A 22,091-nucleotide genomic window follows, 5' to 3' on the forward strand; every position below is an offset into this window, starting at 1 on the left:
ACGTTCCTCACGAGACCTCGGAGGTACGTGATGGACATGCAGGCGACCGCCTGGCAATCCCTTTACCGGACGGCCCATGCCGCGGACGACCGGCGGCCCTTCTCCCGCGAGACGCTGCGCCGCATCGGCGCCTTCGCCCGCCCGCACCGCCGCCCGCTGCTGCTGTTCCTGGTGCTGAGCACCGTCACGGCGGTGCTCGCGGTGGCGACGCCGCTGCTGGCCGGCCGGGTGGTGGACGCGATCGTCCACCGTTCGGGACAGGACACGGTCCTCGGACTGGCCGGGCTCATCGCCGCGATCGCCGTGGCCGAGGCGGCGCTCGGGCTGCTGACCCGCTGGCTGTCGGCGAACATCGGCGAGGGGCTGATCCTCGATCTGCGCACCGCCGTCTTCGACCACGTCCAGCGGATGCCGGTGGCGTTCTTCACCAGGACCCGCACCGGCGCGCTCGTCAGCCGGCTCAACAACGACGTGATCGGCGCGCAGCGGGCGTTCAGCGACACCCTCTCCGGGGTGGTCGGCAACATCGTGACGCTGCTGCTCACCCTGGCCGTGATGATCGGGATCTCCTGGCAGATCACCCTGGTGACGCTGCTGCTCCTGCCGCTCTTCCTGCTGCCCGCGCGCCGGGTGGGCGGACGGCTGGCCAGGCTGCGGCGCGAGGCGGCCGCGCACAACGCCGCGATGAGCACCCAGATGACCGAGCGCTTCTCCGCGCCCGGGGCGACGCTGGTCAAGCTCTTCGGCCGGCCCTCGGAGGAGTCCGCCGAGTTCGCCGCGCGGACCCGCCGGGTGCGGGACATCGGGGTGCGGACCGCGATGGTCCAGGTGTCCTTCGTGACCGCGCTGACCCTGGTCTCCGCCCTGGCCCTCGCCCTGGTCTACGGCCTCGGCGGCTGGTTCGCGCTGCACGGGCGGCTCGACCCCGGCGCGGTCGTCTCGCTCGCGCTGCTGCTCACCCGGCTCTACGCGCCGCTGACCGCGCTGGCCGGGGCGCGGGTCGAGGTCATGAGCGCGCTCGTCAGCTTCGAGCGGGTCTTCGAGGTGCTCGACCTCGAGCCGCTGATCAGCGAGAAGCCGGACGCCACGGAGGTCCCGGAGGGGCCGGTGTCCGTCGAGTTCGACCGGGTCGACTTCGGCTACCCGGCCGCGGACAAGGTCTCCCTCGCCTCCCTGGAGGAGGTCGCCACCCTGGACACCCGCGGTGGCGTCCAGGTCCTGCACCAGGTGTCCTTCCGCGCCGAACCGGGCCAGATGGTCGCCCTGGTGGGCTCCTCCGGCGCCGGGAAGTCCACCATCGCGCAGCTGCTGCCGAGGCTCTACGACGTCGACGGGGGCGCGGTACGGCTCTCCGGCGTGGACGTCCGCGACCTGACCGCCGCGTCGATCCGCGCCACCCTCGGCATGGTCACCCAGGACGGCCACCTCTTCCACGACTCGATCCGTGCCAATCTGCTGCTGGCCCGGCCGGAGGCCACCGACGAGGAGCTGTGGGAGGCGCTGCGCCGGGCCCGGCTGGAGGGGCTGATCGCGGCCCTGCCGGACGGGCTCGACACCGTCGTCGGCGAACGCGGCTACCGGCTCTCCGGCGGGGAGCGCCAGCGGCTGACCATCGCCCGGCTGCTGCTGGCCCGCCCCCGGGTGGTGATCCTCGACGAGGCCACCGCGCATCTGGACGCCACCTCGGAGGCCGCCGTGCAGGAGGCGCTCGCCGAGGCGCTGGACGGCCGCACCGCGGTGGTGATCGCCCACCGGCTGTCCACGGTGCGGGCCGCGGACCTCATCCTCGTCGTGGAGGACGGGCGGATCGTGGAGCGCGGTACGCACAGCGCGCTGCTGGCCGCCGGAGGCCGCTACGAGGAGCTGTACCGCACCCAGTTCGAGCAGTCGGCGGCGGTGCGGGACGAGTTCGCCGCCGACGGGACGGCCGGGCCCGGTGGCCCCGCGACCGCCAAGACCCCGGCGACGTAGGCTGGACCCTTCAGCCCGATCCGTCCCCCGGAGCACATTCCCCGTGACCGACCAGTCCCGTCGTCGCCGTCCCACCGCCCCGAACCGGCCAGGCAAGCCCTACCGCCGTCCGCAGAAGGACCCCGTGCGGATCCTCGCCTTCGAGGCGCTGCGGGCGGTCGACGAGCGGGACGCGTACGCCAACCTCGTTCTCCCGCCCCTGCTGCGCAAGGCGCGGGAGAGCGCGGAGGCCGGCAGCGGGCCGCGGTTCGACACCCGGGACGCCGCGCTCGCCACCGAGCTGGTCTACGGCACCCTGCGCCACCAGGGCACCTATGACGCGATCATCGCCGCATGCGTGGACCGGCCGCTGCGCGAGGTCGATCCGCCGGTGCTCGATGTGCTGAGCCTCGGCGCCCACCAGCTGCTCGGCACCCGGATCCCCACACACGCCGCCGTCTCCGCGAGCGTCGAGCTGGCCCGGGTGGTGCTCGGCGACGGACGGGCCAAGTTCGTCAACGCCGTGCTGCGCCGGATCGCCACCCATGACCTCGACGGCTGGCTGGAGCGGGTCGCCCCGCCCTACGACGAGGATCCCGAGGCGCATCTGGGCGTTCGCCACTCGCATCCGCGCTGGGTCGTCTCCGCCCTGTGGGACGCGCTCGGCGGCGGCAGCGCCGCTATGGAGGAGCTGCTGGCCGCGGACAACGAACGGCCCGAGGTCACCCTCGTCGCCCGGCCCGGCCGGTCCACCACCGGGGAGCTGCTGGCCGCGGTGGGCGAGGGGGCCGCGGTGCCGGGCCGCTGGTCCCCGTACGCGGTGCGGCTCACCGAGGGCGGGGAGCCCGGGGCGCTGGAGGCGGTGCGCGAGGGCCGCGCCGGGGTGCAGGACGAGGGCAGCCAGCTGGTGGCCCTCGCGCTGGCCAACGCTCCGCTGGAGGGGGAGGACCGGCGCTGGCTGGACGGCTGCGCGGGCCCCGGCGGCAAGGCCGCGCTGCTCGGCGCGCTCGCCGCCGAGCGCGGCGCCTGGCTGCTGGCCGCCGAGAAGCAGCCGCACCGGGCCCGGCTGGTGGCCAGGGCCCTGGCCGGCAATCCGGGTCCGTACCAGGTGATCGCCGCGGACGGCACCCGGCCGCCGTGGCGGCCGGGCGGTTTCGACCGGGTGCTGGTGGACGTGCCGTGCACCGGCCTCGGGGCGCTCCGCCGCCGCCCGGAGGCCCGCTGGCGGCGCCGCCCGGAGGACCTCGACGGGTTCGCCCCGCTGCAGCGCGGGCTGTTGCGGGAGGCGCTGGCCGCGGTGCGGATCGGCGGGGTGGTCGGCTACGCGACCTGTTCCCCGCATCCGGCCGAGACCAGGGCCGTGGTCGAGGACGTCCTCAAGGGGCGCGGCGGCCCGGCCGCCGGCGCGGAGTGGATCGACGCCCGTCCGCTGATGCCCGGGGTGCCCGAGCTGGGCGACGGCCCCGACGTCCAGCTGTGGCCGCACCGGCACGGCACGGACGCCATGTACCTGGCGCTGCTGCGCCGCACCGGCTGACCGGCCGCCGGCTGTAGCGTCTCAGAGTGAGTGACCTTTTCTCATTTCCAGTGGCCCCTGTCTGGCCCATGGGCCACGAAAGTGAGACGAACGGGCGTCCGTTGGTTCGCCTGGGGTCGTGAAATTTCAAGCGCCCCCCTGTACCGGCCCTGGGCTCCCGTGTGACCGTCGAGCTACGGAGTCGTCGGCTCGCGCCGTCGGCCCACCGCACACGCGTCCTCGGGAGTCGCATGTCTGGTGCCGCCGGATCTGTCTCAGTGAGCATGCGCCGTGCCGATGGTGCGATCGTGCCGTCGGCCTGGCCTCACGCATGCATCAATGACCTGGAGACCTTGACTCCGTGGCGGACGTTCCGCTGGCGTCACGGACAGAAGCATTATTCGGGGACATATTGGTCCTCGACGATGCGTGCTCACGTGATCTACGAGTCGAGGTTGGAGCTTACGCGCCTGCTGTATGCAGACTTTTCGCGTGACGAGCGTACCGTCTTCGCCCAGCCTTTTCTGATCACTGCGGAGGTGGACGGGAAGGTGCGGCGTCACGTGCCGGACTTTCTGATCCTCCGCGAGGGTCGGGTTCCTTTGGTGGTGGACGTCAAGCCCCGCGAGCTGCTCATACGTCCCAAGATCGCGTTTTCGCTCGGCTGGGCCCGAGAGACCGTGGAGGCATGCGGTTGGGACTATCAGGTCTGGTGTGAGCCGCCGGAGGAGGAGTTGGCCAATGTGCGATTCCTGGCTGGCTATCGACGCGATTGGCTCTTCGCCCCGGACCTGTTGGAAGAGTTGCGCAGCACTGACCTCGATGGGGCGACTCTGGGCGAGGCGTTTCGGTGCCTCCCACACCAGCCGCCCGAACTGGTGCGAGCGAGTGTGCTGCATCTGCTGTGGTCACAGGACTTCTCCACAGATCTGAGTGAGGTCCTGTCCAAGCGGCATGTGCTGCACCGAGGCCGAGCCTCAGTACTGGGGGCGGTACTGGATACGCCTCGTCAGCTTGTTGCGGAGCCCAAGGGCCGGGTGAGCGAAGCGAACCTGCCGCACCCAGGCGCAGTCCGAAGGAGGACAGGACGGATGAGCGGGAAAGGCGCGGTACGTGTCGGGGTGGGGACACGGTTTCGCTATGACGGTGAAGTCGTCACGGTCGAGGAAATGTTCGGGGCTGCTGCGGGCAATGAGATCCTCGTCAAGGATGGGCGCGGCCGCAGATTCCGCCTCTCTCTGAGGGAGATCCTCACCTCCGGTCGCGGAAGTGTCATCGCGGAGGAGCCGGGACCGGCGTCGGACGACCCGGGGGAGGTGGCCTCGGTGGTTCTGGCCCAGCTCGATGAGGGCGAACTGGAGAGGGTCCGTGAACGGGCGGCTCACCTCAACGAGGTCATCTGTGGCTATAGGTCCGGCTCTCCTGAGCTGGCGGCGCCTGGGGAACCGCGCCCACAGTACGCGCCGGGCACCCCGAAGATGGCCCGTTACCAGGCCAAAGCAGATGAACTCGGAGTGGGCCTGCGCACTGTCAAGCGGTGGGTCAGCGCGTTCCACCATGAGCGGGAAGCCGCACTGACACGCGGCCTTTCGGAGCGGCCGGCGGAGGCGGGGGGTGTGGGGCGGGCCGATCCGCGGTGGGTCGAGATGGCCTTGGAGATCATGGCGGAGCATACCGAGGCGTCTACTCCGAGCCAGGCGAAGGTCATCCGCAGCATGCGCCCTCGCTTGGAGGCTCGCTTTGGCAAGGGCGAGGTGCGGATCCCCGCACGGGCGACGGCCTACCGGTGGCTGAGCGAGTTGGAGAAGCGGCGACCGACGTTCCGGCTGAGCGCGAAGAGGAACCGGGACATCGCCGCCCGCCCGTCCGGTGTGTACGGCAAGCTGCGGCCGACCCGGCCGGGCGAGTACCTGCTGATGGACACCAACCGGCTCGATGTCTTCGCGATGGATCCCTTGACGCTGCGCTGGGTGCAGCCGGAGCTGACCGTCGCGATGGACTGGTATGACAGGTGCGTCACCGGGCTGCGGCTCACCCCGGTGTCCACCAAGGCCGTCGATGTCGCCGCAACCCTCTTTCAGACCTATCGCCCCGGCCCGGCGGGGAAGGACTGGCCACGCCATGCGGTCTGGCCCGACCACGGCATCCCCCGCACGGTTCTGCTGGACCGGGACGCGATCGAGGGCCCGATGGCGGACGCGGCAGCCAGGGTGACAGGACAGGGCGCTGCGGGGCCGGCGCTCGTTCCGGAGACGCTGGTGGTCGATCACGGCAAGGTCTACGTCTCTGAGCACATCACCTCTGTCTGCCAGCGGCTGGGCATCTCCATCCAGCCCGCCCGCCTGCGCACGGGCCGCGACAAAGGACCCATTGAGCGGTTCTTCCGGACTCTGCGCGAGGGACTTTTGGAGACGCTACCCGGCTACAAGGGGCCGGACATCTACGCACGGGGTGTGAACCCGGAGGGGGAGGCGTTCTTCTTCCTCAACGAGTTGGAGGCGATCATCCGTGAGTGGGTCGCCGTGATCTACCACCACCGCCCCCACGATGGTCTCGTCGATCCGCGCGTGCCGGGGCTGGATCTGTCTCCGGCGGTCATGTTCGACCACGGCATCGCCCGCGCCGGATACGTCGAGGTCCCGCGCGATAGGGATCTGGGCTTTGAGTTCCTCAAGACGGACTGGCGACCGATTCATCACTACGGCGTGGAGATCCGCAGCTGCCGCTACAACGGTCCCGGGCTCAACGGGCTACGCAATCAGACTAGCCCCTACACCGGACCGCGAGCCAAGGGGCGCTGGCCCATCCAGATCGATCCCGACGACATCAGCCGTGTCTTCTTCCGTCACCCCGAAACCCGTAAGTGGCACACGCTGACCTGGGAACATGCACCAGCTGCGAAGTTCCCCGTCAGCGAGGAGGCTTTGGAGCTGGCCCGGCGGATGGCCGCGCACAAGTACCGCTACCCCGACGACGAGAGCGCGGTGGCTGAGCTGCTGGAGCGCTGGAACCTCGGGCTGGGCATGACGATGTCCGAGCGGCGGATCGCCCTGCGGATGGCACGGGAGCAGCCCGCCATCGAGCTTCCCTCCACCGATGCCGCCGACGAGGTCGCCGCGCTGCCGTCCGTGGCACGGGTCCTGGCAGCCGGCTCCACGGCCGACCAGGAGGAAGAGGAGGAAGCGGGGCTGTATGAGGGGCAGCTGGCCGGTGATGACGACGATGACGACGAACTCGACGGCCCCGACCCCCATGGCGAGGGGCCCGGTGACGAGGACGACTTCTATGCAGACGCCCTGGAGGACGCGTGAGCGAGCCGAGGAGCGAGCGGCCACGGCTCGACAACCTGACGCTCTCCCGTAAGGAAGGTTTTCGCCAGCTGGCGCAGGCGCCACCGCGTATCCAGCCCGATGCACTCACGGCGGCAGACCTCGCCGCGCTTGGTGCCGCGGCACGCGCCGCCTATGACCGGCAGCGACGCAACTGGCACGCCAATCTCGGGCCCATCCGGACTCCGCAATTGGCCGCACTGCAAGAGGACCTGTGGGACATCGTCGACAGCAACGTCCAGGACGGCGACAAGCCCAAAGGGGCGATCGCGGTCGATGCGTTTCCGGGTCTGGGAAAGACGACGGCCGTGCTGCACTTCGCACAGAAATTCCATCTGCGCGAGATCGGGGAAGAGGGCGAGTTCACCGAAGCCGGCCACGAACGGTGGCCAGTATGCCGAGTGGGCTTGACCAGCAACGTCGGCATGAAGGACTTCAACCGCGCCATCTTGGAGTTCTTCGCCCACCCGGCCCGCTTCAGGGGGACGGGCGCTCAATTCCTGCAGCGGGCGCTGGACTGTGTCCTTGACTGCGAGACCAAGGTCTTGATCATCGACGATCTGCACTTCTTGAGGTGGTCGGGCCGCAACGGCCGGGAGGTCAGTAACCACTTCAAGTACATCGCCAACGAGTTCCCCGTGACCTTGATCTTCGTGGGTGTCGAACTGGCCAGCCGAGGCCTGTACTCCGAGGCGGACGAGGGCGGCGACGTCACGCTTGCCCAGACAGCCCGCCGCACCACACCCCTCACGATGGGGCCGTTCGCGGTGAACGATGACAAGCGTCGCCGTGAGTGGCGGAACCTTATGCTGTGGCTGGAGAAGCGCATCGTGCTCGCGGAGAAGTTCCCCGGCATGCTGGCAGATGAGCTGTCGGACTATTTCTATGCCCGCACCACCGGACACATCGGCTCCCTGATGACACTGGTCAACCGCGGCTGTCAGCGGGCAATAAGGACCGGCACCGAACGGCTCGATGAGGACCTCTTGAACAGCGTCACGATCGACGCTGCTTCTGAGAAGGCTCGCCAACAGCTACAAGCGTCCCTGCGGGCCCGACGCTGGACGTCCAAGACAACCGCAGGCCGCAGCGCAACCACCAAGGTAGCCCGCGGCTGATGGGCCCGGTGCGCACGATCCCCCTGCGGACCGAGCCTGTGGCAGGGGAGGCACTGGACAGCTGGCTCGAAGCCCTGGCGTCCAGCAGCAGGGCCCCACTGACCCAGGTCGCCGACGCACTGGGACTTGGCGGACAGCGTTTCTCCAATCCACGGTGGGCCATCGCCCTGAGGCCCACGGAGCGTGAGCATCTTGCCGTGGCCACCGGCGTTGCTCCGGACGTTCTGCAGCGCATGACATTGGAACGCTGGCACGGCAGAGCACTCTTCATCGATCCCCAACGCCCCAGCGTCGACAGGCGGCGGTTGTGGGGAAGGGCATGCGGGTCCCGCTACTGTCCCCAGTGCTTGAAGGAATCCGGCGGACGCTGGCAGCTGTCGTGGCGTCTGGCCTTCACCTTCGCCTGCACACGCCATCACATGCTCCTGGCGGATACCTGCCCGGCATGCGGTCAGATCCCCCGCAGCACGGCCCACTACACGGGAACCACACCCGCTTTGGGAATCTGTCCCACGCGAGCACGCGACGCACCGCGAGAACGCTGCAGGTACGACCTCCGCGAAACAACCACCCCACAGCTTCCCACCGACAGCCCCCTTCTTGGGACACAGCGACAGCTGAACGAACTGATCGAGGAAGAGCACGAGACAACGACAGCCTTTGCCGGCGTCTACGGCAGCAAGCACATTGCCATCGCGCAGGTCCTGGCGGACCTGCGGACCTTGGCCTTCCGCGTGTTGACCTGCGCTCACGACGACGACCTCGCCCGTTGGGGCGACGATGAGCTGGTACGCGCCTGTCACGCCTACCGTCAGGCCCCGCTCACCAGCTACGGAGGCGGCCGCCGGGCTCCACACACGAGAGGCTCATGGGTAGCACCCACCGACGCCGCAGCAGCCGGCCTTGCTCTCTCGGCGGCCTTCGACGGCCTGAGCGGCTGGGACGCGGACCGTCCCGTGGAGCGCCTCGAGTGGTTCACCGACCGCTTGCAGGAAGCAGGAGGCGGCATCGCCCACTGCGATATCGAACAGTGGAGCTCGGAGGTATCACCCGAGCTCGTCGCCCTCGTCCTCGGCGCGGTACACCGCAGCCAAGGTCGCCGGGCGGTACGCCTACACTACCGCAGCACCACAGGGCGACCCCGACGCCCCGCCAAGGGGCTCTACCTACCACAGGCCAGAGCGCAGAAGATGCCGGCGAGCCTGTGGGACACCTGGACCCTACGGATGATGCCGCAGTCCTTCAGCGGAAACCTGCGCTGGGCCACGGTCCAACAGGCCCTCGCGGTCAGCACACTGCAGGTCGGAGCCTGGGTCAACCTGCGCCAAGCCATGGACATGCTGGGCACGAACCTGCAGATGAAGACCCTCTCCCGAACAGTGGACACCCTCCACACCCATGAAAGTGGCCCCGAGATCCTTCGGACCCTGACCCTGCTTGCCGACCTGCTGGACAGCGACGGCTCCCCGATCAACTACGCACGACGCCGGAAGATCTTCGGAAAGCGCAGGGACTTCATCACCCTCGACGAATGGACGTGTATCAGGAGAAATGCAGGCCACAACTACCCCGCAAACTCCTTCGTGCACCACGCCAACAGGTGGATCTACCAACGACTCACTGGCAGCCCCGTGAGGATGATGCCCGCCCCCACAACGCCGATCCCCGACGACAAGCCACGCAAGTATCCGCAGTTCACCTTCGACCTCCACCCGTCGGAGACCGAGGCACTCACACGCTGCTGCTACACACTCCTTGCTGAGCACGACATCACCGAACCATTGTCATGGGCGCCTTCGATCCCAGCGGATCTGGACACCTCGCGGCTGGCCGGGACGACTCTGGAGAGCGTCACTCCCCGTCAGGTGCACGTGCTGCTCCTGACGGGCACCCCGAGTGCATCCGGCGTCGCCAAGGCCCTCGGCACCAGCGCGGCCCACATCCGCTGCATTATCGACCGGCATCCGCTCAGTCGGCACGACATCGTCGCCGACCGCATCGAGAAGTGGCGCCAGCTGTATCTGTCCGGCCGATCGGTAGCCGAGATCGCCCGTGAAGTCGGTGGCGGGCATCAGACCATCCTCACCGAGCTCCGCCGCCTCGGCGTGGAAATCCGCCCCCGTGCTCCCCGCCACCAGTACACGCATCTGACCGAAGAAGTCATTCACCGCTACACCAAACTTGACCAGTCCCTCCAAGACATCGCCGATGCCACGGGGATGTGCAAGGCAACCGTCCGAAACATTCTCGAACGAGAACAAGTTCCCCGACGACGCTGCGGACGACGCACCCTTCGGTAGCGGTCCTTCGCAAGGAGGGACGCTTGCTATCAACGGGCGCCTGGAGCACCTCCGCGGCTCCGTCCTGGGATTCCGGAACCTCACCAACTACATCGCCCGGAGCTCGCTTGAAACCGGTGGATTCAGATCCCATCTACACCCTCAAATGCGATGAGCCGGTTTGTGCCGCGTGTGGCTCCGCCTAGGTTTTGTCTCTTTGGTCAATTGGGCCCGCAGGTGATCAGAAAGGCAGAACCTCGTTCACACCGTTCTAGCGATACCCCTGGACCTCGGGTGAGATCTTGAGTAGAGATTCTCGCTGATTCGAAGGGGTCTGCCGAGGGACCTCCACTGCTGTTGGCTGCAGTGGGGGTGTGCCAAAGAACGACTGGAAGATGAGGTCGAACTCGCAAGCAATCGATTCCTTGAATACCGGAAGCCCGCGGATGGCATCGGCGGTAGTGTAGCGCTCGCAGAACATGCGGGCCCGGTCGTTCTTGTTGTTCGACTCGTTGGCCTGGAGTTCGGGGTAGTAGGCTTCGATCGCCCCTCGCTCCCAGACATAGATGTCTTCGTGGCGAAGCGTCCTGAGCAGTTCCAGCTTCATCTCTGCCAGCTCCGGGTCATCGGCTTCTTCGAGAATCCGCCGGCTGGTTCCATAGGCGGAGCGGGCAAAGAACGCTTTCACGGCTGCGTCCACTTCCTCGAACTCGCATAGACCTTGTGCGTGTTCTTCGCTCTTGAGCTGTGCATGCTCCCACAAAGCCCGAGCGCTACCGTTCTTACTGAGACTCTTGAGGGTGCTGGCAGATACCGCGACGTCCTCGTTCTTCAGCAGTTCGTTGACCTTAGAGACGACCCGGTCACGCAGTTGCCGGCTGCTCGCGCCCAGTTTTTCGAACCCGTCAAGCAGCGCGTCTAGGTCCGCTACGACCGCTACCCTCATCGCGAAGCGCTGGAAGAAGCTGCGGTACCGCTCGATGCTGCCTTTGCCTTCGACCTTGGCGATCGCAGCACCGTGCTTGTCGAAGTCCCACTGAGGGCTGAGGGTGCGCGCGATGTGAGGAATGAGAGTACGGTCGCTCGGCCCTTCCACGAGGAGTACGGAGGTGGCGAAGAAGGCCGCCTCGTTGTTCTCATGTGTGATGATCTCGAACTGATCGCGGGCGTCCATGTCGGACAGGTCGATCACGAAGGTCCGGCTGGCCGGGGGTTCCAGCGTGTGGTCCTTAACAACCTTGACAAAGGTGCCGGTCGCCCCTGGCGCACAGAATGCCGATGAGTGTGTGCTGACCAGGACATCGTTGTAGTTGGAAAACACGGTCAGGGCTTCGAAGAGCTGGCGCTGCGCCTGCGGATGCAGGAACACCTCGGGCTCCTCGAACAGCAACAAGCAGGGCTGTTGGGCACTGTCTGGCTGTGTTGGCTTCGAGGTCTTCATATCCACGTAGGCTCGCAGGATGGCGAAGGCCACCGACCGGCGCAGGCCGTCACCCTTGGTCTTGAACGGGCCGTTGATGCCGTCGTTGACGGTGATCTGGGCGTCCTCCAGCAGGCTACGCAGGCGCGGCGGGGGAATCTCCAGGCGTACTCGTGCACGAGGGAAGGACTCCTGGAGATTGTGCTGGATCAGCGATTCGATCTGGCGGACCTCCGGTAGCCGACCGTCCGACTCGCTACCGTCCTCCTCCGAAACGACGTTCAGCTGGCTACGAAGCAGTTCGAAGGATGCTTCCAGCTGAGGTAATTGATGCTCGATGTCTTCGAACAAGATGGACAGCAGGCGTCCGAACGTCGCAGTGGAGCTGGTCTTGAGGTCGTCGTTGAGTTCCTTCACGGCCGGGATGTAGATGGGCTCCGGCAGCAGGGGAGCGACCGACTTGTCCAAGCCGGTCATCAGTGGGTCATCGCCAGTGGTGTACTCGTCGTCCCTAAGCGCACCGACGCATTCGGCCCATTCTCGCTCAACGGCGGTACGGGTGATCTTGCCCGTCAGTTTGGCAAAGATCTCCGGGTAGGCGAATTTAACGCTCTCCCCAAGCTCCTCGGTGGTGATCTTGGGCCGGAGGACCTCCTTCAGGGCTCCGTTGTGGAACCGGGCCTCCCTCGGCACCTTCCGGACCACCCAAATTGTGCCCTTCCCGGCCCCCGCGTACGTTCGCGCTAGGGTCAGTCGTCCGTCCGCGACCACCGGCTCGATGCGTGAGCGGTGACTCTCCTCGAGGCGCTTGAGGTCTGCTGTGCCGATGCCGGCGAAGGTGAGCTGAATGCGGATGGGCAGCGAGGGGTTCAAGAAGTCGGTGTCGACTGCAGAGCCCGAGCGAAGGAACATGTTGAGGGCCTGGAACACGGAGGACTTCCCCACGTTGTTCTCGCCGATGAGGCAGCCGAAGTGGGAGAACGACATGTCCACATGGCTCAGTCCGCGGAAGTTGTCGATCCTGATGTGTTCGAGGCGCATGGTGCTCCAGAGGATGCTCAAGCCGAGCGATCAGCGTAGAGACCCGCGTGGCATCGCCACCGGGATAAAGCGAGATCGGCTGACATGTCGGGAGTGAGTGGATTTGGGCCACCTTCAAGCCGAAGGGGGTCGCGTGACCAGAGAGGGCGCGACCGGTGGCGAAGGTGATGAATGCATGGCTTGGAGCCGTTACGGGAGGTCGGCCAGTGGCTACTTGCCTGTTCGAGGCATGGGCGTGGGTGCTTGCTCCATGGGTTCGCCTCCCATGACGCCCGGGAAGGGGTAGACGGGGGGTGTACAGGTCGCCGTCCGCAGTCAGCTTGTTATGCCTCGTCCGCTTGCTTATCGGGTCCGCACGGCTGGACAAGTGTCGGACAGACAAGATGTGGTCAGCAGACTTCGTTATCGCGAACGTCGTCGGGCATAGGGGGTGTTGGCCATGGACCGTACGTGGCAAGATCGGGTCACTCACGGTGAGCTTGGGTCTGCAGGGGGTTAGAAATGGCTGAGCGGGAACCCGATTTTGAGGCGTCGGCTTCAGCGCTCGGTTACGTGTACCAACTACGTGAAGCCCTCCACCTATGTGTGAGCCGTCTCGGAGATCTTGACTGGGCGTTGGCCATCGAGGCGGGCGACGACATCGAGGAGGTCCGCCGATACGGGCGGACGTACTACCAGCTCAAACACCGTGCCCCTGGCACGAAGATGACCAACGCAAGCACGGACTTGTGGAAGACCCTGCGCATCTGGGCCCACGCTATCCACGGCGGGCAACTCGACCTCGATCAGACCGATCTCATCCTGCTCACCACGGCGGAGCTGCCCGATGGGTCTGTAGGCAGCATGCTGCAGCCGACGGATTCCCGGCAACGGGACGAACAGAACGCCCTGGAATCCCTGAAGACCACCCGCAGGACCTCCAAGAGTGAGTCCCTTGCGAAGGCGTTCGCGGCATTCGATCTCCTGAAGCCTCCACAGTTGGTGCGTATGGTGTCCAAGATCCAAGTGATCGGTAACGCCCCCGACGTGGATGCCGTCGAGCAGAAGCTACGGCAGGCGGCGATCACGGCCGTGGGACGTGAGCACGCCGCATCATTCCTAGTCCGCCTGGAGGGATGGTTCTTCCGACGCAGCATCCAGCAACTGCGCGCTGGCGGCGCGGACGCGATCACTGGGCTGGACTTTGACGCGGTCTTTTCCGATCTGCGCAACCAGTTCGGGAGGACGAACCTGCCCATTGACGAGGACATCGCCGAGATGGAAGCGGACCTTGCCAAGTACTCCGGCCAGCCATTCGTACGGCAGCTGGAGCTCATTGAGCTGGGATCGAGGCGGGTGAACCGCGCGGTGCGCGACTACATGAGGGCTGTCACCCAACGCTCGCGATGGCTGAATGAGAACCTTCTGCTGCCGAGAGAGCTCAGCCGCTATGAGCGGCGCCTGATCGAGGAGTGGGAGGAGCTCTTTGACGACATGGTGGACACCCTCGGCGCCGAGGCGGCCGAAGCAGAGAAGATCGCCGCAGCCACGAGGATCTACCGGTGGGCGATGACCGAAACCCAGCGGCGCATCCGCCCTGAGTGCGATGAGCCGTTCGTCGCCAAAGGCTCATTCCACATACTGGCCGACGACTACAAGATCGGCTGGCACATGGACTTCGTCGCTCGCCTCATGGCCGTGCTGGAGCCTGTGGAGACCACATCTGTATGAGTGAGTTCAGCACCCTCAGCCGCGATGAGCGCGCCATCTACAACCCCGCCTTCACGGGTTTGGTCGTGGCTCGTGCGGTGCAAGGGCATCAAACGGAGTTCGCCACGCCATGCCCAGTCGTCATCGCGACCCTCGCTGCGGTCATGGCCCTGCAGCCGACGGTGCGCACCGCGCTGCCACGCTCAACCGCGAGCGGACTGCACCGTTGGGTGCAGGGACATCCGGACGTGCGCGCGTCGATGACCCTGAACGCGACGGCAATCGCAGATGTTGTCCGCCCCGGTCTGCTGATGGCCCTGCAAACACGCACGCTGACGTGCGATGCAGAGGGGCACCTCCACGTGCCCAGCAAAGCTTTGAAGAAGGCCATCACCGGCGGCAGCGACGATGTCACTGCCGTTCAGAAGGCCGCGCTGCTGCTGGGGCGTTGGCTACCCAGCGCCGGCAGCATAAGCACCGTCATGACCCTGCTAGGAGTCCGGCCTTGACGTTCCAGATCCGCGCCATCTCCATCTACAGCAGGGATGGCGAGATTCGCACAGTTCCGTTCCAGACAGGCTCACTCAACATCATCACGGGGGACTCCAGACGCGGAAAGAGCGCCCTCTTGACCATCGTCGACTACTGCCTGGGCAGCGACGACTTCGTCATCCGGGGAGCGGCACTCCGCAACTTCGTGCACGTCTTCGCGCTCACCATCGCCAAGGGCGACGAGCAGCTGTTCGTGGCACGTCCCGCGCCCGTCGGCAAGGCGGCAACCAACACCACCTTCTGCATCGTCTCCCAGGCGCACGGAGCGCCCCCGCCTGACTATGCGAACTTGACCTTCTCCATGCCGCTGGATGTCGCCAAGAAGGTTCTGTCTAGGTTCACCGGCATCGACCCCTCCGTGCAGCTGCCCGTGGCACGCAGCCCCCGCCAGCTCTCCCCATCCGTGCGGCACGGCTTGTTCTTCTGCCTCCAGGAGCAGAACGAGGTCGCCAATCAGGACCTTCTCTTTCACGGTCAGATGGACGACTTCCATCGCCCCGCTCTGCGAGCGATGCTCCCGTATTTCCTAGGAGCCGTGGATCCCGAACGCGCCCAGCTTGAACACCGCCTCAGGCTCCTACGTCGGCAACTGATCGAACAACAGGAGCACCTGCGGGCAGCCCGTCCCTTCCAACACGCCTCAGGGACGGCGGCCGGCCTGCACGGGGAAGCCGTCGAAGCCAACCTGCTGACCCCCGCCCCGGCAGGACGTCTACTGTCCAACGACGAGATTGTTGACCGACTGCGCCAAGCGGTCGAGACAACCGTTCCTGATGCGGAGCCACCCGCGGGCGAGGACCCGCTGTCTGCTCTCAACGCGACGCGGCGCGACCTGCGTGAGGCCTACTCCCGGACCCGCGTACGGATATCCAACCTCAAGACCATCGCTAGAGAAAAGGACGACTTCCTCGGCCAGGTACAGGAGCAGCATGCTCGACTTGCCACGCTCGGCCTTCTGCAGCGAGCTCACTCGGAGATGACGCCGCAAGGCGAGCTATGCCCAGTGTGCGGCAGTCACGCGTCAGACGCCGGGCAGGTAGCCCAGATCATGCGGCGAGACCTTGAACGCCTGGATGCTGAGATGTCCGCGATGGGAGAGGCGACACCGGACATCAATGCGCGCATCGCGGACGAGGAGGGTGCACTCGCGGATCTGCGGTCAGCGCTGGCTCGCAACCAGGAGGAGATCGAGGTCCTGAGTGCTGGCCAGCGGGCAGCTGCCCAGGAGGATCCGCAGCACCGGGCAGCTGTAGTCCAGGGACGCATCAGCCTTTTCCTGGACACTATGGCCCGTCATGCCCAGGATCCCGTGGAAGACCGTCGTGAGGAACTCGCCATGGAGATCGCCTCGCTCGAAGAACGGCTCGGCAACAGCGCTCAGGAGGACCTACTCAGCAGCTATCTATCCCTCGTCAACCAGAAAATCCAGTCCAAAGCCGTTGCTCTGGAACTGGAGCACCATAGCGATCCCATCCGCTTGGACCCTCGAGCACTGACTCTCATCGCCGACACGCGACGCGGACCCGTCAAGATGCCCGAAATGGGCAGTGGGCATAACTATCTGGGTTACCACATCGCGACCATGCTGAGCCTGCATGAGTGGTTCAACGAGATCCACAGCCCGGTTCCGCGCTTTCTCATCCTCGATCAGCCTTCGCAGGCAGGGTTCCCCGATGAGACTCGCGGCGGAGGGTTCGGGTCCGCCCGGGCCACGCTGCTCAACCTCTACGAGACGATCCACTTGAGCATCGAGTCCCTCGCCGGCGCCTTCCAGGTCATCGTCCTTGAACACGCCGACCTGGATGACGAACCCTTCCGCAGTGCTGTTCGTGCACGATGGAAGCGAAGCAACGGAGAAGCCCTCGTCCCTGAGCACTGGATCACCTACGACTCCGACGAGTGACCTGCTGGGTAGAGCCGCATGGCAGGCACATGCCGCCCGAGGAGACCGAACGCCTGCGCCATCTCCCGTGGCACGTCCGAGCAAACGCATTGCAGGTCTCATTTGACGGCTACGCGGCAGCAGTCAGGATTCGTCGAGTTCGACCTTTTGCTCTCTCGGGATCGCGTCAACGTTGCCGTCGGCATCTAGGGCTTCCTCTGTCCAGGTAATTTTCGCTTCCTTGATGCCGCGCTTCCGGCGGAGGTAGCTCTTGATTTGATCGGCGGCCACGTCAACGGTGATCCCGACAGGGATCGTCAGCAGGAGAGTTACCAACTGGTCTTCCCCTCGCGGCTTGTTCTCCGGATCACCACGCAGGGCTATGCCGTTGTCGGAGACGGGTGCGTCTGCCGCACCGGCCGCTTTCGCGTCCGCCTCAATGGCAGAGATGAAGGCCTTAGTGTTGTCGGTCTTTAGATCCAGGAAGTAGTTCATTGGTGCTCTCCCAGCCACATCCGTTCAGGGGGTCTGTGGCTTGTGCTTGCTCTGGGGTCGCCCACCACGAACCAGGGGGACCACCAGGATGCGTGCGTCGGTCGCGGGTGCTCGCAGCCAGTGATGAGAGCCTTGACATCATCTACGCGTAGTCGGCGGCGCATGGTCTGTCGTGCCCAAGCGACCGCCGGACCGACCGCGAGCGGCCGGTCGGGTGTTCGCCATGGCCGGTCCGGGCCTTTGCCGTTCAGAGCCCACACGAACAGGTCGGCGAAGAGTACGCCGGCCGCGTCAGGAACAGGGGCCATGCTGACCACGGCGGCCTTGGCGCCGGTCACCACAATCAACTGGCGGACAACTCCGAGGAACTCGTTGTTTTCCTCCCTTGAGAAGTCGCCAGCGCTGCATCCGGTCAGCAAGAGGATGTCGGCGTCGAAGGTGCGTCCGGGGACGTTCATAAGGTCGGTGGGCCTCGTCCAGGTGCCGTTGAGGGACAGCAACAGCCCCTGAGGCTCAGCGTGGCACGCAAGGTGCAGCAGTCCCGCGCTGCACCCGTGCTCCAGGAACCTGCCGCAATCGGCAGTCCCGAGAAACCCGGACCCGGGGTCATCGGCGAAGTGGTTCGACCTGGTGGTCTCCACCTCCTGGTCCACGAAGACGAGGCCTTCACCCCCTCCGTCACAGGCCACACCCAGATAAGCAGAGTCCCGCCTGCTTGGTTCTGAGCGTGGACGATAGGCGCGCAGATGACGCAGAATGCCCGCTGCTGGTACGACAGTGATCGTGTAGCGCTCACCGAGCGTGAGGTTGGAATTGGACGGGTCCGGGCTCGGTACCTGGTGCCACGGAACGCCGACAAGAAGTGAATCGGGAGAGATGATCAGCGTGTCTATATCGTCCGAGACCGGCCCAAGTAGCCGATCTGCGCTAGGGAAAGCGCTGCTGGGCAGTACCTCGCCAAGGCGACCAGCTTTGACGGCCGCGGTGGCGAATTCCGAGGTGACGCCCCTGGCAAGCCCGGCGGTGACACTATTCCGGGTCACGACGGTGCGCAGGGGAGCGCCGTCGTTCCACCGATAGCTGATGTACGCCTCGCCCGGCTCTAGGCTGGCCTGCAGGTCCTCGGGGGTCACGGGAGAGGTGCTGAGCAGCTCAATCCGCTCTGGTGTGTCGTGATAGATGTGCTGGAACCGTCTGGCTACCTGCCGGTCGATGTCCTCCAGCTCGTGCTCCTTGCGACGGAGCCTCTCCTTCATCACCTGGACTTCGTCGTCGGAGCGCGTGATCAGTGTTGCTTTGATCATTTGCTGGAGGTTGGATTGTTCTCGGGTCAGATCCTTTCTGCGCGTCATCAGATCCGACAGGGTGCCGTCGTCGGCGGCCAGCCGGCTCCAGGTGTCGTCCTGGAGGTGTTGGTCCTGAAACGAGCGTCCTTTGGGCGCCTCGCTGAGCAGCCAGATGAGCTCTTGCCACAGCGGATGCTGCCCCATGGTGGCCGCCGACCTGCTTACCTTGCTGGTCAGGACGCGGGTTCCGTTGGCGATGATGGTCCGATCGTTGATCTCCCGGTCCCTGGGTATTCGAAGGCTCGGCCGGGCCTGCTCATAGGTGTGTAGGGCATCGACCGCACCGGTGATCCACTCCGTGCCGCCGGCCTGCGTCAGCGTGACGGCGGCCGTCATTCCAGCAGCCGCTGACTCCACCGGGCGGTCCGCGCGCGTGAAGGCCTCTGCCGCACGGCTGAGGGCGGGTATGCTCCGAGGGTCCGGCGAGCCGCCGACCACGTCCGTCCGAAGGGCCTGCCCAGCCAGGAATTCGGCCATCCCCCTTCCCCACCAGTCGTCGGCGGCGCCGAGGTATTCGGCTGCTATTCCGCACATGGAGTAGCACTTTTCGCGATACTCGGGTCGGAGCAGGCCGAGCCAGTTGTACTCATAGGCGGCCTGGTACCAGCACCGTCCCGCGTCCCCGACCAATCCGACCGTGCGGAACAGTTCAGCCGCGTGCTCGTACTCCGCCGCACGTTCCTTCCGCAGGTCAAGAAGGGCCGAGGTATTGCCGGACTGTACGAGACTCTGTGCGACTTTCCGGCCACGACCCAGACTCTGCGCGCGCTGATAGCGGCACTGCGCCTCCATGCGGGTGTTCCCGGAGGCTGCGTACTGCTCCGCTAGCTCAAGGAACCGGTCCGCAGCCGTTCGTACGTCAGTCATCCAGCGTCGCCCCCAAGCCCTTCGCTGCCTCCTCTTCGAGGTCGGCAGCACCGGGTAGACCACGCACCAAGTCCAGCACCTGCTCGTATTCCTCGGCCGCCGAGTCAAAGTCCTTCAGGATCCGATGATTGTGCGCGAGCACCAGCCGGAAGGTCGCCTCGGTGCGGCGGTCCCCCAGTCGGCCTGCGACGTCCGCGGCTTGAGCGGCCGAAGCGAGGGATCCCATGGGGTCTCCGGCCGCCAGCTGCGCCTGCGTCCGATACCGGAAGGCCACCAATCGAAATGTGAGCAAACGCAGACTGTCGGTGTGCTCGGTCGCGGCGATGAGCTGGTTGCTCAGATCGGTGTCGGACCAACGGTTCAGGTCGGCCAATGTTTCCAGCTTGGCCGCCGAGGCCTCCAGGCGTCCGGCCTGGTCCTCCGCCTGGCCGAACTGGCCAATGGCTCGGTCAAACCACAGTAGACTCTCCTCCTGTCGGCCGTCGACTGTCAGAGCGTGCCCACTGCCCAGGAAAGCCTGGGCCGCCGGGGTCGCGAGCTCATCCTGCTCGAAGATTTCCGCTGCCCTGCGAAGCTGTTCGAACGCTGCGCCGCCGCGTTGCAGTTGAAACAGGTATCTGCCGAGCTCGAATCGGGCTGCAGCTTCCTTGCCTCGGTCGCCCGACTGCGAGAATTTTTCAGCGGCGGCTGCAAGGGTGGAAGTTTGTTGATCGGTATACGCACTACTGCCGCTCATTTCGATCATCTCCGAAAGCGGCGAACTTGGACGCGGGCTGGGCCGCGTGCGGGATTCCCGCCGAACCCATCCTGATTCCTTCTCTCTCTTCATGCTATCCACATTGTGGGAGGGCTTGCAGCGTGAACCGGGTGGCTGCTCCGTCGACCCCGTGCCGGTAACTAACGAGGTCGTGCACGGTAAGCGGTGAGACGTCGAGCTCTGGATCGTCGATCATGGTCGTGTGGTGGGGAACGAGACTCGTGCAGCGATCATCTACGATCGGAGAATCACCAGTCTGTCGACCGGCGTGATCGCTGAACTCGTTACTTAGGTAGGGCCGTTGTGGCATGAACGGCACCAGGCCAGGCTCGCGACACGACCACGCAAGCGGGCCGTGGGCGCCGGTGCGAAGCATCGGCTGGTCTTCGTCGACCAGCTTGGCCACGCTGGTGCACCTCCGTCATGGAGTCACGCATGACGTGCTGGACTGCTGGTTCGGGGTGGACCCCTCCACCATCACCCTGTCCATCGAGGAGGTGCGCCCCCTGTTGGCCGAGCGAGGCTGCACTGTCACTGCCGGAGTGCGGTTACGGACTCTGGCAGAGGTCGTCGACCACCTCGGCGCCAGCGAGAGGACCGGGATCATCGGCGGCACCGAGATCCGGGTCTGGCGGCCGTCCGTCGGACGCAAGGGACCGGGACAGGCTTATCTCCGGCAAGAGCAAGCAAAGCGCTGCTGCCAGGAGGGCACCGCTGTGCGGTGCCCTCCTGGCAGGATCAGCGCATGCTCATCACACCCCGCCCCGGCGCCGACCGCAGAAGCATCCGTGGCGCGCTCCGCGACGCCCACACTGCGGCCAGCAACCTCCAAGGGGCCGGACCTGAAACGGCCTTCTCCCGGCTCATGCGGTACCTCAGCTGGGCCACCGACACCGCTGGCGTGCTTGGCCACCAGATCAGCGACGATGACATCGACCGCCTCGTTCTTACCCGCCGCTACCAGTCCCTCCTGAGCAGTTGCGGCACACTCGCTGGAAGCTCTCAGGAACGCCTCGTCAACGGGCTGATCAATCTTGAGGTGGCCGAACGCATCCAAGCCTTCGAAGACGCCCTTGTGGCCCTCAACGCCCAGATAGAGCGCTGGACCGGGCGTGAGTGGTTTGTAGTCGCGGACTCCAGCTTCTACATTCAGAACCCCGACAGGCTCTCCGAGGTGGACCTGCACAAGATTCTTGGACTGCCGCCAGCTGAGCACATCCGGCTGCTGTTCCCTATCGCTGTTGTAGATGAGCTGGACGCCCTGAAGGAATCGGGTAAGCACCGATCGCGCTGGCGCGCCTCACACACGCTCGGCCGCTTGGACCAGGTCCTGAACGGCTCCACCTTCGGCATCCTGCGCTACGCCGATCTCAACGGCGAACCGGCCCTGTGGCGCGGCGAGGTGAACGTCGAGATCGTCCTGGACCGGCCCGGCCACGTACGTCTCCCGATCACCGACGACGAGATCATTGACAGGGCAGTGGCCATTCAGGCTCTCTCCGCCCGCGAGGTGCGGCTGCTGACGTGCGACACCGGTCAACACACCCGCGGCCGGGCGGCCGGGCTGAAGGTGACGAAGGTGCCAGCGAAGGGGCCTGGGCCGGAACCCGACTGGGAAGCCGAGGACAAGCCGGGCAACGGGACCCGGGCGAAGCGACGCGAGCGGCAGGCGGCCCGTGACGTCGAGTCAGGTGAACCGTCTCCCAGGTAAGCACGACGAGCGCGGGCCAAATCCGACGCCACTGCCGTCACCATCCCAGGCATGGCAAGCGACACGCCGGAGATTGCCGACGATATAGGCGAGAAGGACTGGTCGGAAGCGCTCAACCGAGCGCTTGAGCATCGTCGTC

General features: G+C 65.9%; 13 protein-coding genes and 2 pseudogenes. 11 read left to right on the plus strand and 4 right to left on the minus strand.

The features are described from left to right. Nucleotides 1-30 precede the first annotated feature (30 nt). The 6 genes and pseudogenes from AXW62_RS03925 to AXW62_RS42400 form a co-directional block, all read left to right on the plus strand. On the plus strand, nt 31-1,971 hold the full coding sequence (locus AXW62_RS03925; RefSeq protein ID WP_060943249.1) for an ABC transporter ATP-binding protein: 1,941 nt from the start codon (nt 31-33) through the stop codon (nt 1,969-1,971). 43 nt (nt 1,972-2,014) lie between these two features. Next, complete coding sequence (locus AXW62_RS03930) at nt 2,015-3,487, plus strand: RsmB/NOP family class I SAM-dependent RNA methyltransferase (protein ID WP_060943250.1); 1,473 nt, start codon at nt 2,015-2,017, stop codon at nt 3,485-3,487. Between the two features lie 230 nt (nt 3,488-3,717). Continuing rightward, entirely contained in the window at nt 3,718-6,777 is a 3,060-nt protein-coding gene (locus AXW62_RS03935) for a TnsA-like heteromeric transposase endonuclease subunit (protein WP_079115460.1), read from the plus strand. Then, nucleotides 6,774-7,913 (plus strand): TniB family NTP-binding protein, encoded by a 1,140-nt coding sequence (locus tag AXW62_RS03940; protein ID WP_060943251.1) that lies wholly within the window; start codon nt 6,774-6,776, stop codon nt 7,911-7,913. The genes AXW62_RS03935 and AXW62_RS03940 overlap by 4 nt, the downstream gene beginning before the upstream one ends. Beyond that, nucleotides 7,913-10,213 (plus strand): TniQ family protein, encoded by a 2,301-nt coding sequence (locus AXW62_RS03945; RefSeq protein ID WP_060943252.1) that lies wholly within the window; start codon nt 7,913-7,915, stop codon nt 10,211-10,213. Before AXW62_RS03940 ends, AXW62_RS03945 begins: the two co-directional genes overlap by 1 nt. Nucleotide 10,214: 1 nt before the next feature. Continuing rightward, nucleotides 10,215-10,367: pseudogene (locus tag AXW62_RS42400) on the plus strand (ISL3 family transposase); the annotation flags it as partial. 96 nt (nt 10,368-10,463) lie between these two features. On the opposite strand, the gene AXW62_RS03950 reads toward AXW62_RS42400, so the two are convergent. After that, complete coding sequence (locus AXW62_RS03950; protein WP_060943253.1) at nt 10,464-12,653, minus strand: ATP-dependent nuclease; 2,190 nt, start codon at nt 12,651-12,653, stop codon at nt 10,464-10,466. A 501-nt stretch (nt 12,654-13,154) separates the two neighbouring features. Here AXW62_RS03950 and AXW62_RS03955 point away from each other — a divergent pair. Genes AXW62_RS03955 through AXW62_RS03965 form a run of 3 tightly spaced genes read left to right on the plus strand, consistent with a single transcriptional unit; the run spans nt 13,155 to nt 16,797 of the window. After that, nucleotides 13,155-14,363, plus strand: a complete 1,209-nt coding sequence (locus AXW62_RS03955; RefSeq protein WP_159060806.1) for an ABC-three component system protein — start codon at nt 13,155-13,157, stop codon at nt 14,361-14,363. Continuing rightward, a complete protein-coding gene (locus tag AXW62_RS43735; RefSeq protein ID WP_060943255.1) occupies nt 14,360-14,851 on the plus strand; it encodes a three component ABC system middle component in 492 nt (163 codons plus the stop codon). Before AXW62_RS03955 ends, AXW62_RS43735 begins: the two co-directional genes overlap by 4 nt. Further along, nucleotides 14,848-16,797 (plus strand): DUF3732 domain-containing protein, encoded by a 1,950-nt coding sequence (locus AXW62_RS03965; protein ID WP_060943256.1) that lies wholly within the window; start codon nt 14,848-14,850, stop codon nt 16,795-16,797. Before AXW62_RS43735 ends, AXW62_RS03965 begins: the two co-directional genes overlap by 4 nt. A gap of 123 nt (nt 16,798-16,920) precedes the next feature. On the opposite strand, the gene AXW62_RS03970 is transcribed toward AXW62_RS03965, so the two are convergent. The 3 genes from AXW62_RS03970 to AXW62_RS03980 all read right to left on the minus strand — a co-directional run bounded on the left by AXW62_RS03970 (nt 16,921) and on the right by AXW62_RS03980 (nt 20,313). Continuing rightward, nucleotides 16,921-17,271: a hypothetical protein gene (locus AXW62_RS03970; protein ID WP_060943257.1), complete on the minus strand. Its 351-nt coding sequence runs from the start codon at nt 17,269-17,271 to the stop codon at nt 16,921-16,923. Then, complete coding sequence (locus tag AXW62_RS03975) at nt 17,268-19,409, minus strand: CHAT domain-containing protein (RefSeq protein ID WP_159060807.1); 2,142 nt, start codon at nt 19,407-19,409, stop codon at nt 17,268-17,270. Before AXW62_RS03975 ends, AXW62_RS03970 begins: the two co-directional genes overlap by 4 nt. Before the next feature lie 67 nt (nt 19,410-19,476). Then, nucleotides 19,477-20,313 (minus strand): hypothetical protein, encoded by an 837-nt coding sequence (locus tag AXW62_RS03980; protein ID WP_159060808.1) that lies wholly within the window; start codon nt 20,311-20,313, stop codon nt 19,477-19,479. Nucleotides 20,314-20,549: 236 nt separating this feature from the next. Between AXW62_RS03980 and AXW62_RS45410 the strand changes: the two are divergent. After that, a pseudogene (locus AXW62_RS45410) lies at nt 20,550-20,708 on the plus strand (transposase family protein); the annotation flags it as partial. Nucleotides 20,709-20,986: 278 nt separating this feature from the next. Further along, nucleotides 20,987-21,952 carry a PIN domain-containing protein gene (locus AXW62_RS03985; RefSeq protein ID WP_060943286.1) on the plus strand — a complete coding sequence of 322 codons (966 nt, stop codon included), beginning with the start codon at nt 20,987-20,989 and terminating at the stop codon, nt 21,950-21,952. Nucleotides 21,953-22,091: the final 139 nt, after the last annotated feature.

The organism is Streptomyces hygroscopicus subsp. hygroscopicus, from assembly GCF_001553455.1.
GTDB classification, from domain to species: domain Bacteria; phylum Actinomycetota; class Actinomycetes; order Streptomycetales; family Streptomycetaceae; genus Streptomyces; species Streptomyces hygroscopicus.